Origin of the sequence: Streptomyces sp. S3(2020), assembly GCF_013044505.1 — a bacterium.
Classification (GTDB): domain Bacteria; phylum Actinomycetota; class Actinomycetes; order Streptomycetales; family Streptomycetaceae; genus Streptomyces.
In genome coordinates, this window is the sequence record NZ_JABERD010000238.1 from 1 (window position 1) to 13,872 (window position 13,872).

At 70.6% G+C, this 13,872-nt stretch carries 11 protein-coding genes and 1 riboswitch; of the genes, 4 read left to right on the forward strand and 7 right to left on the reverse strand.

The window, feature by feature from the left end:
• Nucleotides 1-55 precede the first annotated feature (55 nt).
• The gene (locus tag HLK59_RS42200; RefSeq protein ID WP_171146968.1) at nucleotides 56-271 is read right to left on the reverse strand and encodes a hypothetical protein; all 216 of its coding nucleotides are present in this window, start codon (nucleotides 269-271) and stop codon (nucleotides 56-58) included.
• Nucleotides 258-1,748, reverse strand: a complete 1,491-nt coding sequence (locus tag HLK59_RS42205) for a PspC domain-containing protein (protein WP_171146969.1) — start codon at nucleotides 1,746-1,748, stop codon at nucleotides 258-260. The genes HLK59_RS42200 and HLK59_RS42205 overlap by 14 nt, the downstream gene beginning before the upstream one ends.
• 189 nt (nucleotides 1,749-1,937) lie before the next feature.
• Between HLK59_RS42205 and HLK59_RS42210 the strand changes: the two genes are divergently transcribed.
• Nucleotides 1,938-3,230: an ATP-binding protein gene (locus HLK59_RS42210; protein ID WP_240982958.1), complete on the forward strand. Its 1,293-nt coding sequence runs from the start codon at nucleotides 1,938-1,940 to the stop codon at nucleotides 3,228-3,230.
• On the forward strand, nucleotides 3,227-3,937 hold the full coding sequence (locus HLK59_RS42215) for a response regulator transcription factor (RefSeq protein WP_171146971.1): 711 nt from the start codon (nucleotides 3,227-3,229) through the stop codon (nucleotides 3,935-3,937). Before HLK59_RS42210 ends, HLK59_RS42215 begins: the two co-directional genes overlap by 4 nt.
• A 55-nt stretch (nucleotides 3,938-3,992) precedes the next feature.
• On the opposite strand, the gene HLK59_RS42220 is transcribed toward HLK59_RS42215, so the two are convergent.
• Nucleotides 3,993-5,054, reverse strand: coding sequence for a C40 family peptidase (locus HLK59_RS42220; protein WP_171146972.1), 1,062 nt, complete (start codon nucleotides 5,052-5,054; stop codon nucleotides 3,993-3,995).
• 505 nt (nucleotides 5,055-5,559) lie between these two features.
• Between HLK59_RS42220 and HLK59_RS42225 the strand changes: the two genes are divergently transcribed.
• Nucleotides 5,560-5,913: a hypothetical protein gene (locus HLK59_RS42225; protein WP_171146973.1), complete on the forward strand. Its 354-nt coding sequence runs from the start codon at nucleotides 5,560-5,562 to the stop codon at nucleotides 5,911-5,913.
• Here HLK59_RS42225 and HLK59_RS42230 read toward each other — a convergent pair.
• Together HLK59_RS42230 and HLK59_RS42235 are read right to left on the reverse strand one after the other, a co-directional pair.
• A complete protein-coding gene (locus HLK59_RS42230; RefSeq protein ID WP_171146974.1) occupies nucleotides 5,891-6,892 on the reverse strand; it encodes a tellurite resistance/C4-dicarboxylate transporter family protein in 1,002 nt (333 codons plus the stop codon). The two genes, HLK59_RS42225 and HLK59_RS42230, sit on opposite strands and share 23 nt — an antisense overlap.
• A 262-nt stretch (nucleotides 6,893-7,154) precedes the next feature.
• Nucleotides 7,155-8,306 carry a C40 family peptidase gene (locus tag HLK59_RS42235; protein WP_171146975.1) on the reverse strand — a complete coding sequence of 384 codons (1,152 nt, stop codon included), beginning with the start codon at nucleotides 8,304-8,306 and terminating at the stop codon, nucleotides 7,155-7,157.
• A 7-nt stretch (nucleotides 8,307-8,313) separates the two neighbouring features.
• Nucleotides 8,314-8,482, reverse strand: a riboswitch (cyclic di-AMP (ydaO/yuaA leader).
• A gap of 454 nt (nucleotides 8,483-8,936) precedes the next feature.
• On the opposite strand from HLK59_RS42235, the gene pcrA reads away from it, so the two are divergent.
• The gene (gene pcrA / locus HLK59_RS42240) at nucleotides 8,937-11,423 is read left to right on the forward strand and encodes a DNA helicase PcrA (protein WP_171146976.1); all 2,487 of its coding nucleotides are present in this window, start codon (nucleotides 8,937-8,939) and stop codon (nucleotides 11,421-11,423) included.
• Nucleotides 11,424-11,493: 70 nt separating this feature from the next.
• On the opposite strand, the gene HLK59_RS42245 is transcribed toward pcrA, so the two are convergent.
• Together HLK59_RS42245 and HLK59_RS42250 are read right to left on the reverse strand one after the other, a co-directional pair.
• Nucleotides 11,494-12,945 (reverse strand): M23 family metallopeptidase, encoded by a 1,452-nt coding sequence (locus tag HLK59_RS42245; RefSeq protein WP_171146978.1) that lies wholly within the window; start codon nucleotides 12,943-12,945, stop codon nucleotides 11,494-11,496.
• A 236-nt stretch (nucleotides 12,946-13,181) separates the two neighbouring features.
• Nucleotides 13,182-13,872, reverse strand: a 691-nt coding sequence (locus HLK59_RS42250) for an alpha/beta fold hydrolase (RefSeq protein WP_171146977.1), incomplete at its 5' end; no start/stop codon positions are given.

Sequence of the window (13,872 nt, forward strand, 5' to 3'; positions counted from 1 at the left end):
CCCCTGTGCCCGGCCACCCAGCCGTCCGCTCCCGAGTCACCCCGCCACCTCCGACTCAGCCCCCCGCCCTCGCGCCCGCACGTCGGCGACGGATCGCCCGGGTGGCCAGCCCCGTCACGCCCGCCAGGCACAGGCCGCCCGTGACGAGGGGGATGACCGCGAACCACGGGGTCTCCCAGGCGCCGCCCGCGTCGCCGGCGTAGATGACGCCGGCCAGGGTCAGGACGAGACCGGCGAGGAGTTTGCCGGGGCGGAACTCATGACGTAGCACGGCTCACCTCCGCCTGGCCGACGCCGACCTGGAGGTCGAGGTCGAGGGTGCCGGAGGACTTGGTGCCCTTGGGGGGTGTCAGGGTGGCCTCCTTGTACTTGCCCGGTTCCACGTCCACGTCCTCCTGGTCGTCGCCCGGGAGCTGGATGTCGCCCACGCCCACGTCGATGCTGACCTTCACGGTCGCGTCCTTCGGTACGACCACCTTGAGCTTGCCCACGCCCACCTCGGCGCGGGCGGTCACCGTCTGCCCCTTGGTGAGGTCGAGCCCCGTCAGATCCAGCGTGCCGACGCCGGTGCCGAGGTCGTACTTGGGCTGGACGTCCGCTACCGCGGCGGGCCGCCAGGTCTCCTCGATCCAGTGCGTGCCGATGTCCTTGGGCAGCGCGGCCGAACCGGCGAGGAGTCCCGCGGTGATCACCGCCAGGAAGATCGACCCCGCCCCGGTACGCCCGAGGACGGAGCTGATCGCGATGCCGAGGCCGATGACTATGAGGGCGCAGGACAGGCCGGTCTGGAGGCTGGTGCCGAGCGGGTGGTCGTCCCACGTCAGGCTCGTGCCGAGGCCGCCCGCGAGCAGGGCGAACAGGAAGACCCAGCCGCCTGTCCAGCGAGGGCCACGCGGTTTGGGTGGCTGTGGGCGGGCGGTGCGGGTGGCGGCGCGTGCCCCGTCGTATCTGCCGAAGCCGATGTTGATGGCCGCCGCGATGTCCCGGTCGCGGGAGTCCCGGGGGCCCCAGAGATAGCCGGTGCCGCCCTCGTGCGTGCCGTCCTTGACGATCGGTTCGCGCCACCAGGACGGGTATCCGGGGCCGACCGGTGGCGCCTGGGCCTCCGGCGGGGCGTCGGCGACGGCCTGTGCGGCTAGGGGATCGGTGTCGGGGGCGCCGCGCTGGCGGGCCCAGTACCCGGCGCCGGCGAGGAGGAGGGAGAGGACCACGGCGAAGGTGAGGACCCCGCCGTTGTTCAGCATCGTCAGGAACACCCCGCAGCCGACCAGTGCGAACAGCACGGCTGTCAGGGCCTGGCCGTCGACGCGGCCGGTGAGCAGCTTGCGGACCTCGTTCTCCTCCTCGTCCTCGTACGGCACGAGGAGCCAGGCGAAGCCGTAGAAGATGAGGCCGATGCCGCCGGTCGCGGAGAGTACGGCGAGCGTGATGCGGAAGATCACCGGGTCCATGTCGCACTGCCGGCCGAGCCCCGCGCACACTCCGGCGAGCACTTTGAACCGCCGGTCGCGCCGGAACCTCGCGGGCGGCGCGGCGGCCCAGGCCTCGCCGGGTGCCTCGCTCCCTGCGCCGACCGGGCTGCCGGGCGCGCCGTCGGCCGGGCGCGGCCGGTCCGCCGTACCCGTTTCCGTCCGCGCACCCGCCCGCACGTGCGCGCGCGAATCCTCACCCGCGGCGGCCGCGGGAGGCGCGGCGGACGAGGCACCCTCGTCGGGCGCCGGGTCCGCGGCGTGCTGGTGATCTGTCATGTGTCCATGGTGACGGGCGAGCCGCCCCGGCGGGAGTCGGAACGACCCTGGCCGGACCCTGATATCGCCCCTGAGCCGGCGCCGGGGAAGCGTTCGACGGCCCGACGTTTCTGCATGTTTCGAAGATCAGGGGCGTCTAGGGGGCAGACCCTGATGCCCCCGCCCTTCCGCCGTGTGAACATCGATGGCATGCCGGAAGCCGCAGCAGCGCCACTCGTCGAACCGCGGCCGCCGCGCAAGCTCTACCGCAGCAGCGACGGACGCTGGCTCGGTGGTGTGGCGCGGGGGCTCGCCGGGCATCTCGGGCTGCCCGTCATCTGGGTGCGGCTCGTCTTCGTGGGCCTGTTCATGGCGGACGGGCTCGGTGCCCTGTTGTACGCGGCGTTCTGGTTCTTCGTGCCGCTGGGCGTCGGAGGAGTGGGCGGGCAGCGGCCGCCGTCCCTCGTCTCCACCGAGACCTCGCCGGACGGCCGCCGCAGACTCGTCGCCCGCAGGCCCGACAAGGGCCAGATCGTCGCCCTGCTCCTGATGGTCGTCGTGGCCATGGTCTTCGTGGGCAACGTCAATCTCGGCACCGGCGCCAAGGCCTATCTCTGGCCCGCCGTGCTGGTCGGTGCCGGTGTGGCCCTGGTCTGGCGCCAGGCCGACAACGCCCGCCGGGCCCGCTGGGTCGAGGTCGGCCGCCGCAAGCGCACCCTCAGCCTGCTGCGTGCCGCGGGCGGCGTCCTGCTGGTCACGGCCGGCGTCTCCGGCATCTTCGTCCTGCAAGGCTCCGCGGCCCACCTCGGCTCGGTCCTCCAGGCGGCCCTCGCGGTCCTCGTCGGCATAACGCTCCTCGCCGGCCCCTACCTCGTGCGCATGACCCAGGACCTCTCCGAGGAGCGCCTGATGCGTATCCGCGCCCAGGAGCGCGCCGAGGTCGCCGCCCACGTCCACGACTCCGTGCTGCACACACTCACCCTGATCCAGCGCAACGCGGAGAACGCGAACGAGGTGCGCCGCCTCGCCCGCGCCCAGGAGCGCGACCTGCGCACCTGGCTCTACAAACCCGAGGGCACCGGCAAGGACGAGGCCGACGAACCCACCACCCTCGCCGACGCGGTCCGGCGCAATGCCGCAGAGGTCGAGGACAAGCACGGCGTCCCCATAGAGGTCGTCATAGTCGGCGACTGCCCTCTCGACGAGAAGATCGGCCCGCAGATGCAGGCCGCGCGCGAGGCGATGGTGAACGCCGCCAAGTACGGTGGCGAGGGCGGCGCGGTTCAGGTCTACGCCGAAGTCGAGGGACGGACGGTCTTCGTGTCGGTCCGGGACCGCGGTCCTGGCTTCGACCTCGACTCGATACCCGCCGACCGCATGGGTGTCAGAGAATCGATCATCGGCCGTATGGAGCGCCACGGCGGCACGGCGCGGCTGCGCGCGGTGCCGGACGGCGGCACGGAGGTCGAGCTGGAGATGGAGAGGGCGGAGAAGACGTCATGAGCGACCAGGCGAACGGTACGGCGGAGGCCACCGACAGCGCGGAGGAGCGCAGGGTGCGCGTGGTCCTCGTCGACGACCACCGCATGTTCCGTACCGGCGTACAGGCCGAGATCGGCCGGACCGAGGAGACCGGTGTCGAGGTCGTCGGCGAGGCCGCGGACGTCGACCAGGCGGTCACGGTCATCACGGCGACGCGGCCCGAGGTGGTTCTTCTCGACGTCCATCTCCCGGGCGGCGGCGGTGTCGAAGTCCTGCGCCGCTGTGCCCCGTTGATGGCCGACGCCGAGCAGCCGGTCCGCTTCCTGGCCCTGTCCGTCTCGGACGCGGCGGAGGACGTGATCGGTGTGATCCGGGGTGGTGCGCGGGGGTACGTCACCAAGACGATCACCGGTACGGACCTGGTCGACTCCGTCTTCCGGGTCCAGGACGGCGACGCGGTGTTCTCGCCGAGGCTCGCCGGGTTCGTACTGGACGCCTTCGCGTCCACGGACGCGCCGCCGGTGGACGAGGACCTCGACCGTCTGACGCAGCGGGAGCGGGAGGTGCTGCGGCTGATCGCGCGGGGGTACGCGTACAAGGAGATCGCCAAGCAGCTCTTCATCTCCGTGAAGACGGTGGAGTCCCATGTGTCGGCGGTGCTGCGGAAGTTGCAGCTGTCGAACCGGCATGAGCTGACCCGCTGGGCCACGGCTCGACGGCTGGTGTGAGGCCGTGCACGGTGTGAGGCCGTGCACGGTGTGAAGGCGCGCATCCACTCACCTCTCACGCCACCCGCGTCGCCCCCGCGAACGGCATCTCGTCGAGCGGTGCGACGCGTACCGGTGCCGAGGGGTTCGGGGCGTGGATCATCTGACCGTTGCCGATGTAGATGCCGACGTGGCTGATGGCGGAGTAGAAGAACACCAGGTCGCCCGGGAGGAGTTCGGAGCGGGCGACGCGGCGGCCGGCGTCGATCTGGGCGTATGTCGTGCGGGGCAGGGAGATGCCGGCGGAGCGGTAGGCGGCCTGCATCAGTCCCGAGCAGTCGAAGGCGTCGGGGCCGGTGGCGCCCCAGACGTAGGGGCTGCCGAGTTTCGAAGAGGCGTACGAAACGGCGGCCGCGGCGCGGGAGTTGGGTGCCGGTACCGAGCCCGCGGTGCCCGTGGCGGTCAGGCCGTCGCGGGCACCGGAGCCGCCGGAGGTGCGCGAGGCGCGCTGCACATCGCCCGCGCGTTCCTCGGCCGGCAGCTGCGCCAGCAGTCGACGGGCCGCGTCCAGCTTCCCGGTGATCGTCTTCTTGTGCCGCTTCAGCTCCGCCTGCCGCGACTTGAGCGAGGCCAGCTCGACATGGGCGGCTCCGCGCAGCTGCTCGATCTCCCGCAGCTGTCTGCGCACGCTGGTGACGGAGGCCGCCTGCCGGGTGCCCGCGCGCTCGACGAACTCGGCGCCCTGGAGATAGCGGTCGGGGTCGTCGGAGAGCGCCAGTTGCAGCGCGGGGTCGAGGCCGCCGTCGCGGTACTGTGCCGCCGCCATCGAACCCAGCTTGTCCCGTGCCGAGTTGAGCTTGTCCGTCTTGCGCGCCGCCTCGTCCCGCAGCGTCCGCAGCCGTTCCTCGGCCGCCTCCGCCTTCTCCTTCGCGCCGTTGTACTTCTCGGTGGCGACCTCCGCCTCCTGGTACAGCTTGTCCACCTTCGCCTTGACCTGCGCCGGTGTCAGATTCGGCTCGGCATACCCGGTCCCGTCGAAGCCGGTCGCGGTCGCCGCGCCCGCCAGGGCGATCGTCGCCGCCGTACGGACCGTATTGCCGCCGGCCGAGCGCTGCCTGGGCTTGCGGTGCGCTGCCACGTGGACTGCACGTCCTTTCGTACGACCGCCTGGTCCGCGGTACGGCCGCCCCGGACGAGCTGGGGCCGTACGACCACCAGGGGGAGCGGACGTACGACCGCCCGGGGCGGTTCACGCGTCCGGCGGCGGCCCGCACAGGGGGAGCGGGCCGCCGCCGGACCTTCTCGGCGGTGGTGTCCGACTGCCGCCCCTGGCCCGGGCGGCGGTGGGGAGCCGGTCACCTGGTGGAGGACGCTAAACCTGACGGTGTCGTGGGGGTAACGGGTTGCGCGGAACTGGTCTCAGGGGACCGCCGGGTGACCGCATGCGACCGTGATCCCGTTCTCGCGCCGTCGACTTCACGCAGTGTGATGACCGAAGTGCGGATTCCGGAACGCGCGGGGGGGACGGGGTGCTATGGGACGCATATATGCAAGATCACTTAAGGGCGCGTATATGCGGATCGTGCCGGAAGAGGCAGGGCGGTGTAGGGCGGCTCAAGTGCCTCTGATTAGGCTCCGGCCTCATGGACGTACTCATCCATCTCTTCGTGGGCCTGCACATCATCGGCATCGCCTCGTTGCTCGGCGGCTTCCTCACCCAGATGAAGGCCATGGGCCAGGGCACCGCCCGCTTCGTCCCGGCGATGCTGCACGGCGCGTTCACCATGCTGGTCACCGGGGTGATCCTGGTCGGCCTCAACCAGGCGGACGATCAGCCCGTCAACAACGTCAAGATCGGCATCAAGCTGGCTCTGCTGATCGTGATCCTCGGTCTCGTCTACGTGAAGCGGGACGACGAGAAGGTGGAGAAGGGGCTGTTCGGTCTGGTGGGCGCGCTGACCGTCGCGGACATCTTCATCGCGGTGCTGTGGACCTGAGCGACATGAGTCCGGCGCGCGCCGACGCGACGGCACCCACGGCGACGGCGAGCCATGCCGCCACCGCGATCCACAGCAGCACCTGACCGGGTGTCCTGAGCCAGGACACGTCGAGGGCGGCGGCGACGGACAGCGTCGCCGCCGCTGTCATGCCCATCGGGAACACGGTCGCCCAGCGGCGCACGTCGTAGCGCGGCCGGGGCTTCAGCGCCTCCGCGACGAGCAGGACGACGTACCAGGCCAGGTCGAGCACGAGCAGCGCGACCGTCACGGCACGCAGGACGCCGCTGTCGTCGTCGTTCCACAGATACAGCGGCGCGCTGTCGGCCGCGACGAGCTTCGACCCGGCGAGCGCCGAGATGGCGAGGGCCCCGCCGGCCACCCAGTGGTCACCGGCGCCCACGGTCACCTGCCGCAGGTCGAAGTGGGCCAGGGCGAGGCCGTAGAGCACGAGGCCGAGCCAGAAGAGCACCAGCGCCGCGTGGGCGAGCCACGCCGTCGACACCGCCGAGGCGAGCGTGGCGCCGAGCACCGCGAGACTCTGCGTGGCGACGCAGGCCAGGAACACCGCCCCCGGCATCCGCCGCGTCCAGTGCGCCATGACCAGCACGATCAGCACCGGCCACAACAGCGCGGCGAGCGCCAGCAGCGCCTCGGCGAGCCGCTGCCAGCCGAGGGCCGAGAGGCGGGTGCCGAGCACGGCCGTGGCCGCTACGGCGGTGAGCGCGCCCGGTGTCTCGGCCTCGGCCACCCATCTCGCCCGGTCCCACAGCAGACGTACGGCGAAGTCGGCGGCCAACGCGAGCCATGCGACGCCGGCCAGCGCGAGGGTGATCCGCGACACCGTCTCGTACCCCGTCAGATGCAGCCCGACCGAGACGATGCCGGTCGCCATCACGGCGGCCCCGGCAGCGGGCGGGCGCTGGGCCCACCAGGTGCGGAGGGACGAGTGCGGGGAGGGGGGAGATGCGCCGGACATGGGCCGATGCTAAGGAGCGCGACCTGGGATGAGGGTGGGGCGCGCGAGCGGGCGCATGTAAATACGCGCGGGCGCAGGAACGGGAGGGGGCGCGGCTCGGTGGGCAGGTGGGGCAGGTGCGCGGGTGATCGGCGACGGGGAGCGCCAGGAGCCCCGTAGGTGTGCGTCTCCGGCGTCTCTGGAGGTGACGAAGGACGAGCCGACCGGCCAGGGCCCTGTGTCGAGACCGGGGAGGTCGCTGACGCCAGGGCCCTGCCGTGCGTCAGGCCGGCCGTACCACGCTGTGGATCGCCGACTCACCGTCGTAGTAGATGGACTCCTCGCGGACGTACGCCCCCGGCTTCGGCGCGTGGATCATCTTGCCGTTGCCGATGTAGATGCCGACGTGGGTGACATCGTCGTAGAAGAAGACGAGGTCGCCGGGCTGGGCGCTGGCGAGGGAGACCGTGGTGCCGGCGTTCACCTGGTCGTAGGTGGTGCGGGGCAGGGAGATGCCGGCGGCGTTCCAGGCGGCCTGGGTGAGGCCGGAGCAGTCGTAGGAGTCGGGGCCCGTGGCGCCCCAGACGTACGGCTTGCCGACCTGCGAGCGGGCGAAGGCGAGGGCCTTCTCGGCCTTCGTGGCGTACGAGGAGTCCGAGGCCTCGGACGACGACGAGCTGCCCGCCGACTCCTCGGCGGCGGCCGCTTCCGCCGCCGCCTTCTGCTCGGCCGCCTGCTGCTTCGCCAGCTCGGCGGCCTTGCGGGCGGCCTCCTCCTGCTTCTTCTTCTCGATCGCCGCGAGGCGCGCCTTCTCCTCGGCGGTCAGCTGCGACAGCAGCTCGCGCGCGTCGGACAGCTTCCGCTGGACGGTCGCCTTGGCGGTCTTGAGGTCGTTCTGCGACTCGGAGAGCGTTTCGAGGCTGTCGGTGGCCTCCTGGCGCTTCTTCATCGTCGCGGACTGCTCGGTGACGTAGTCGTCGACCGCGTCCTTCTGACGGGACGTCATACGGCCCATCAGCTGCGTCTGGTCGAAGTAGTCCTGCGGGGAGTCCGCGAGCAGGAAGGTCGCGGTGTCGGGCGCGGAGGCGCCGGTGCGGTACTGGGCCGCGGCGAAGGAACCGAGCTCCTCGCGGGCCTCGTTGAGCTTCTGGGTGCGCTGGGCGACGTCGTCGAGGAGGGTGTCGACCTCCTTGCGCTGCTTGGAGGTCTTCTCCTTGGCCGAGTTGTACTTCTCGGTCGCCGACTCCGCCTGGCGGTAGAGGTCGTCGACCTTCTTCTCGACTTCCTCGATGCTCGGCTTGTCATCGGTCGAGGGAGCGGCGGTGGCCGTCTGGGAGAGCAGGGCCACGGAGGTGAGGGCGGCCGTGGCGAGAGCGGGTGTGCGTATGCCGGCCACGCGTGTACCCGGGGGAGGCGACTTGCGGTGCGACGCCAAGGGTGGCGACTCCTTCCATACTCCGCCTACCGAGTTAGCTGTCGGGTTCGGGCGGGTGGTTCGGAAGGGTTGCCCTACGGCCTTTCCCTGTGCGGGAGTCGGCCGATTCACCCCGGGTTCGGTGGGTCCCCGGTTCCGGGTGCGCGGCGGCGCTCCGGATTCGGCGGAGGCCGCGCGGCCCGGCGACGTTCGCCGGTGGGGGTCGTACGGCCTGTCCAGCACGGTAGCCAACTGGTGTGGCCCGTGTGAAGGTTGATGTCCGATAGGCCCGATACATTTTCGTGACCTTAGGTCAGGACGTCGCTCGCGGTGGTGGATACGGGGTGGCCTGTCGTGACTTGTGAGCATTTCGGGTGGAGTGACGGCGCCTCCGCCTTCCATGGTGGGCTCCGGGGCGTCGAGGGCTTCGTTCCCGAAGATCACCTACGGCAAGGTCTGCGCCCGGCCTGGCCGATCGCGGAAAGTGTCGGGAATGTTCCGGAGGGTGAGGATGCCCTTGGTGGCCGGGTTCGGAGGATCCTCGGCTTCCGCGGAGGCTTCCGCAGCAGCCTCCGCGGCGGCCGCGGAAAAGAGGCCATGCTCTCGGGGCGGCGGCGGGGTGTCAGTGGGGAGCCCTAGACTCGGAGAGCGATGAGCAGCCTCTTTGACGACAGCTTCCTGGCGGACCTCCAGGCCCCTAAGGGCCGCGAGGAAGAGCCCCCGCCACCATCCGAGGACGAGCACGTACCGGAACCGGTTCCGGACGATCTGTTCGGCGGCAGGTTCGACGTGCCACCGGACAGGGACGGGTACTACCGCGACGGCGCCCCGCGCCCGGTCCTGGACGCCGCCGCGCTCATCGACGGGCTCAACGAGAACCAGCGCGCGGCCGTCGTCCACTCCGACACCCCGCTGCTCATCGTGGCCGGCGCCGGCTCCGGCAAGACGCGGGTGCTCACGCACCGCATCGCCTACCTGCTGGCCGAGCGGAATGTCCACCCGGGCCAGATCCTCGCGATCACCTTCACCAACAAGGCCGCGGGCGAGATGAAGGAGCGCGTCGAGCAGCTCGTCGGCCCGCGCGCGAACGCGATGTGGGTGATGACGTTCCACAGCGCGTGCGTACGCATCCTGCGACGGGAATCCAAGAAGCTCGGCTTCACGTCGTCGTTCTCGATCTACGACGCGGCCGACTCCAAGCGTCTGATGGCCCTGGTCTGCCGTGACCTCGACCTCGACCCCAAGCGCTTCCCGCCCAAGTCCTTCAGCGCCAAGATCAGCAACCTCAAGAACGAGCTGATCGACGAGGAGGACTTCGCCGCCCAGGCCACCGACGGCTTCGAGAAGACCCTTGCCCAGGCCTACGCCATGTACCAGTCGCGGTTGCGGGAGGCCAACGCCCTCGACTTCGACGACCTGATCATGACCACGGTCAATCTGCTGCGCGCCTTCCCGGACGTCGCCGAGCACTACCACCGCCGCTTCCGGCACGTCCTCGTCGACGAGTACCAGGACACCAACCACGCCCAGTACACGCTGGTGCGCGAGCTGGTGGGGACGAACGAGCACCCCGTCGACGTGCCCCCGGCCGAGTCCGACCTCCCGCCCGCCGAACTGTGTGTCGTGGGTGACGCCGACCAGTCGATCTACGCCTTCCGCGGTGCGACGATCCGCAACATCCTCCAGTTCGAGGAGGACTACCCGAACGCGACGACGATCCTGCTGGAGCAGAACTACCGCTCCACACAGACGATCCTGTCCGCCGCCAACGCGGTCATCGAGCGCAACGAGTCCCGCCGCCCCAAGAACCTGTGGACCAACGCGGGCGCGGGCGCGCGCATCACCGGCTACGTCGCCGACACCGAGCACGACGAGGCGCAGTTCGTCGCCGAGGAGATAGACCGACTGACGGACTCGGGCGACGCGAAGGCCGGCGATGTCGCTGTCTTCTACCGGACCAACGCCCAGTCCCGGGTCTTCGAGGAGATCTTCATCCGCGTCGGCCTGCCCTACAAGGTCGTCGGCGGTGTCCGCTTCTACGAGCGCAAGGAGGTCCGGGACGTCCTGGCCTACCTGCGGGTGCTGGCCAACCCCGAGGACTCGGTGCCGCTGCGCCGGATCCTCAACGTCCCCAAGCGCGGCATCGGTGAGCGCGCCGAGGCGATGATCGACGCCCTGTCCCAGCGCGAGAAGATCAGCTTCCCGCAGGCCCTCAAGCGGGTCGACGAGGCGTACGGCATGGCCGCGCGGTCGACGAACGCCGTGAAGCGCTTCAACGTGCTGATGGAGGAGCTCCGTACGATCGTCGAGTCCGGCGCCGGACCCGCGACCGTCCTGGAGGCGGTGCTCGAACGCACCGGCTACCTCGCCGAGTTGCAGGCCTCCACCGACCCGCAGGACGAGACCCGGATCGAGAACCTCCAGGAACTCGCCGCCGTGGCCCTGGAGTTCGAGCAGGAGACGGAGGAGGGCGAGGATTCCCCCGGGCTCGCCGCCTTCCTGGAGCGGGTCGCGCTCGTCGCCGACTCCGACCAGATCCCCGACGAGGACGAGGACGGCTCCGGCGTCATCACCCTGATGACCCTGCACACCGCCAAGGGACTTGAGTTCCCGGTCGTCTTCCTCACCGGCATGGAGGACGGCGTCTTCCCGCACATGCGCTCCCTCGGCCAGACCAAGGAGCTGGAGGAGGAGCGGCGCCTGGCGTACGTCGGCATCACGCGCGCGCGGGAACGGCTGTATCTGACACGGTCGGCGCTGCGCAGCGCGTGGGGCCAGCCGTCGTACAACCCGCCCTCGCGCTTCCTGTCGGAGATCCCGGAGCAGCACGTGGACTGGAAGCGGACGGGTGCCACCGCGCCGGTCTCCTCCGGCCCCGCGTCGGGAGTGGCCGCCTCGCTGTCCTCGTCCCGCTCCCGCTCCTCGGCGAGAGGCGCGTCCGGCTTCGCCACGAGCCGTGCCTCCGACAAGCCGGTCGTCTCGCTGGCCGTCGGGGACCGTGTCACGCACGACCAGTTCGGGCTCGGCACGGTGACGTCGGTGAAGGGCACGGGCGCGAACACCGAGGCGACCATCGACTTCGGGGACACCAAGCCGAAGCGGCTGCTGCTGCGGTACGCGCCGGTGGAGAAGCTGTAGGGCCGGCTTGCCACATGAGTGAGCCCCCGCTGCTGTGAAGTGCGGGGGCTCGCCGGGAAAGTTGTGTCGCTTACGTCGGGTCCAGCCCGTGGCTGCGCAGCCACGGAAGCGGGTCGATCGCCGAGCCGCCGCCCGGGCGCACCTCGAAGTGCAGGTGCGGTCCTGTGGAGTTGCCGGAGTTGCCGGAGTACGCGATCGGGTCGCCGGCCTTGACCGTCGTACCGGAGGCGACACGGTAGCTGGAGAGGTGGCAGTACCACGTCTCCGTGCCGTCCTTGGCGGTCACGATCATCATGTTGCCGTAGGCGCTGTTCCACTGCGTCCGCACGGTGCCGTCGGTCGCGGCCATCACGGTCGTGCCGTAGGAGACCGGGAAGTCGATGCCGGTGTGCACGGACATCCAGTTGACGCCAGCTTGGCCGTAGTAGGCGCTGAGGCCGTGCCGGGCCACCGGAAGCGCGAACTTGGGGCGCAGCCGCTCCTTGCGGGCCGCCTCCTCCGCCGCCTTCTTCTTCTCGGCGACCTGCTGGGCCTTGAGGTCGATACGTTCCTGCGTACGGCTGGCCCGGTCGGCGAAGTCGTCGGCGCCCGCGGAGAGGCTTTCGAGCTGGGTGTCCAGCTTGTTGTTCGCGGCGGACGGCTTGACGGACTTGGTCGTCGCGTCGGACGCGGTCGTCGAGCTGTTCTTGTCGTCGCTCAGGCCTCCGACGGAGGCGGCGGCGATCCCGGTGACACCCATGACGCATGCGGAGGGCACGGCGATCTTCATCAGCGCGGAGCGCTTCGGGGGCGTACGGCGGCGGGAACGGCCTGCGTTGCGGGCGGCCATGCGTGAGCCCGGGGCCGGGGCGGCGTCCTCCTGGTCGTCGAGGAGCGGGGCGAGGTCGTCCTCGGAGAGGGCGGGCATCTCGCCGGTGGCGCTCAACTCGGCCTCGTGCGGGGCCGGTTCCTCGTACGAGGCCGGTTCCTCGTACGGGACCTGCTCGAACATCGCTGTCGACTGGTGGTCGACGGGCTCCTCGTGGGCCGGCGTGGTGCCGTCGGAGTTCCACTGCGTGGCGTCGTACGCGCCGGTGTCGAAGGCCTGCGTGCCCCATTCCCAGTGCTGGGTCTGGTCGGCGGCGGCGCCGCCCGCGGACTGGTCGGGCTGGAGCCAGGCGTTGGCGTCCCACTGGCCGCTCGCGTCGGCCGCGCCGGCCTGCGGAGGGATCACGGAGAGCTGCTGGTGCTCACCGGTCCAGGCCGTCGTGTCGTACGCGCCGGTGTCGTAGGCGGCGTGGTGCTGGGCCGCGTACTGGTCGTAGTTCAGGGTCTGATGGCTGTCGGTGGCCCACTGGTTGCTGTCGTACGACCCGGTGTTGTCACCGGGGAGACTGCCGAACAGGGGGTCCGCGTCGAAGTGCGCGGTGGTGTGGGCACCCGTGTCGTAGCCGTAAGCGGCGTACTCACCGTACTGAGCTTCCTGCGTGCCGTACGACGCGTAGTGCGCCGAGGCATCGGAAGCGGGAGCCGGGGTGGTCATGGTCCCCGACGGGTACGGGTCGTTCACCAACTTCTCTTTCGCCTCGACAACAGGGGCTGCCAGAGCAGTGCGGTGACTGTACCCGGCGGTACGCGGGCGCGACAATCTTCGACAGGTTTCGCGCCTTCAGGAAACGGGCATTCGGCCGTGTTTCGGGGGACTGCGGGCGCGAGCTTGGCCTTGTGTTCGAAGACTGTTCGATGTTGGACGGCTGTCGTGCGGCTGTCCCGGGGCTGTTACGCCACTGTCAGGCCGCCGGCGTCGGCGGCGGCTGCGGCTCCTGTCCACGGGGTGTCGAGGGCCTGCCGTATCCCGGTGGCGACGGCCGGGTGCACGGGGAGGGCGAGATGCCCGATCCCGCTCACCTGAACGTTCTGCGCCATCAGGTCGGGATGGTCGATGCAGGCGGTCTCCAGCGGGTCCATCAGATGGTCGAGATCGCTCCAGAAGCTCACGAAGTGCGTACGGCAGCCGGGCGCGGGCCTGGTCAGCTCCTCGAGGACGGCCGAGCCGGGGCGCATCTGCCGCACGATCGGGTGGGCGTCCGCCAGCGGCACCACCCGGGTCCCGGAGTGCGGGGTGCCGAGTGTGACCAGGGTGCGCACCCGTAGGTCACCGCCCAGGCACTGTACGTAATAGCGCGCGATCAGTCCGCCCAGACTGTGCCCGACGACATCGACCTGCTTGCTGCCCGTGCGCTCGCAGATCTCCGCTATGTGCCGGCCGAGCAGCTCGGCCGCGGTGCGGATGTCGCAGGTCAGCGGGGAGTAGTTGAGCGACTCGACCTGGCGGTGGCCGTGCTGGAGCAGGCTGCGGCGCAACAGGACGAAGACCGAGCGGTTGTCGATGAAGCCGTGCAGCAGGACGACCGGCGGCTTGGCCTCCGTCGGCAGCTGGGCGGGGCCGTCCGGGGAGGGGCGCGGGGGG

Coding starts and splice junctions, on each gene's coding strand:
- HLK59_RS42205 (WP_171146969.1), bottom strand. CDS start 1,748: ATGACAGATCACCAGCACGCCGCGGACCCGGCGCCCGACGAGGGTGCC.
- HLK59_RS42210 (WP_240982958.1), top strand. CDS start 1,938: ATGCCGGAAGCCGCAGCAGCGCCACTCGTCGAACCGCGGCCGCCGCGC.
- HLK59_RS42215 (WP_171146971.1), top strand. CDS start 3,227: ATGAGCGACCAGGCGAACGGTACGGCGGAGGCCACCGACAGCGCGGAG.
- HLK59_RS42225 (WP_171146973.1), top strand. CDS start 5,560: ATGGACGTACTCATCCATCTCTTCGTGGGCCTGCACATCATCGGCATC.
- HLK59_RS42230 (WP_171146974.1), bottom strand. CDS start 6,892: ATGTCCGGCGCATCTCCCCCCTCCCCGCACTCGTCCCTCCGCACCTGG.
- pcrA (WP_171146976.1), top strand. CDS start 8,937: ATGAGCAGCCTCTTTGACGACAGCTTCCTGGCGGACCTCCAGGCCCCT.
- HLK59_RS42245 (WP_171146978.1), bottom strand. CDS start 12,945: ATGACCACCCCGGCTCCCGCTTCCGATGCCTCGGCGCACTACGCGTCG.